General features: G+C 73.4%; 3 protein-coding genes. 1 reads left to right on the forward strand and 2 read right to left on the reverse strand.

Annotated features, from left to right (window positions below; translation table 11 throughout):
- The coding region (locus VIB11_RS15995; protein ID WP_332032522.1) for a GNAT family N-acetyltransferase at positions 1 to 493 on the reverse strand (493 nt) is incomplete at its 3' end.
- Positions 494 to 511: 18 nt separating this feature from the next.
- Positions 512 to 1,162: a hypothetical protein gene (locus VIB11_RS16000; protein WP_332032523.1), complete on the reverse strand. Its 651-nt coding sequence runs from the start codon at positions 1,160 to 1,162 to the stop codon at positions 512 to 514.
- A gap of 38 nt (positions 1,163 to 1,200) precedes the next feature.
- On the opposite strand from VIB11_RS16000, the gene msrA reads away from it, so the two are divergent.
- Positions 1,201 to 1,736 (forward strand): peptide-methionine (S)-S-oxide reductase MsrA (gene msrA, locus VIB11_RS16005; RefSeq protein ID WP_414695867.1); only part of this gene is annotated, 536 nt, incomplete at its 3' end.

A 1,736-nucleotide genomic window follows, 5' to 3' on the forward strand; every position in this document is an offset into this window, starting at 1 on the left:
AGAGGGCCTCCACGTCCGCCGGGAGCGCGAGGGTGCTGCGCAGCACGAGCTGCGCCGGGGCGTAGCCGTGCCCGCGGGCGAAGGCCTCGCCCGCGACGTCCGCCTGCCCGGCGGGCCACTCGGTCTCGGTGATGAAGACGCTGCGCCCGTGCTCGGCGCCGCGGGCCTCGGCCCACCGGAGCAGCTCGGTGCCGATCCCGCGCCGACGGTGGTCGGGGTGCACCGCGAGCGAGAGGAAGGCGACGCCGGGGTTCTCGCGCAGGCGCAGGACGACCAGCGCGGCCCCGACCACGTCGCCGTCCGGCGTCACGGCAGCAGCGGCGAGCGTCCGTCGGTGAGGGCTGCGCTCGACCTCGCGCAGCTCGACGGCCCCCCACGCCGTGTGGTCCTCGCCGAACAGCGCCCGGCCCGCCGCGGCATACACCTCCGCCCATCGCTCGAAGAGGTCGCGCTGGGCGTCGTCGAGGCCGCTGACGGGCACGAGGGAGACCATGGGCCGCATCCTGCCCCACTACAGCGGTGAGTCGGGGAGCTCGTCCTCCGGTGGGACCGGCAGCTCCGGAACCGTGAGCAGCGGGAGGGCGACGTGCACCACCGGCCCGATCGCGAGGGCGAACAGCACCGTGCCCAGGCCGAGGTTTCCGCCGAGGAGCCAGCCGATGCCGACGACGGCCACCTCGATGGCCGTCCGGACCACGCGCACCGAACCTCCGGTCCGCCGCACCAGACCCGTCATCAGGCCGTCCCGCGGTCCCGGCCCGAGCCGCGCGCCGATGTAGGCGGCGGTCGCCACACCGTTGATGACGATGCCGAGCACCAGGTAGAGCACTCGCAGCCACATCGCGTCAGGGGCCGCGAGCAGCGCGACGAACAGGTCGAGCGCGGCGCCGATGACCAGCACGTTGCTGACCGTGCCGAGCCCCGGGCGCTCGCGCAGCGGGATCCACGCCAGCAGGACCAGCGCGCCGACGATGATCGACCACTGCCCGATGGTCAGCCCGAACTGGCGGACCAGCCCCTGGTGCAGCACGTCCCACGGGATGACGCCCAGTGCCGCCCGCACGATCAGCGCCTCGCCGAACGCGAACACCACCAGCCCGGCATACAGCTGGACCACGCGACGGGTGAGGTGCCTGGTGGCGGCGCTGGCGGGGCGGGGCATGGGCGCACGCTAGCCGCCCGTGTTTCACTGGGGACGTGCTGTTCGGATCGCGGGCCAAGACCACCCTCCCCACCGCCGAGACGGCCCTGAAGGGCCGTCCCACCAGGCCGTATGCCGTGCCCGCCCGGCACGAGGTCCTGGGCACCCCGATCGAGGGGCCCTGGCCGGAGGGCACCGAGGTGCTGTACGTGGCGATGGGGTGCTTCTGGGGCGCCGAGCGGATCTTCTGGCGGCTGCCGGGCGTCGTGACCACGGCAGCCGGCTACATGGGCGGGCTGACGCCGAACCCGACGTACGAGGAGACCTGCACCGGCCTGACGGGTCACGCCGAGACGGTGCTCGTCGCATACGACCCGACCCGGACGACGCCCGAGCTGCTGCTGAAGGAGTTCTGGGAGAACCACGACCCGACGCAGGGGAACCGCCAGGGGAACGACATCGGCACGGCCTACCGCTCGGCGATCTACTGGACGACCGCCGAGCAGGAGCGGGCCGCGACCGCCACCCGCGAGGCGTTCCAGAAGGTGCTGACCGACAACGGGTTCGGCACCATCACCACCGAGCTGCGCTCAGC

It is taken from the genome of Pedococcus sp., from assembly GCF_036554925.1.
Lineage (GTDB): Bacteria > Actinomycetota > Actinomycetes > Actinomycetales > Dermatophilaceae > Pedococcus_A.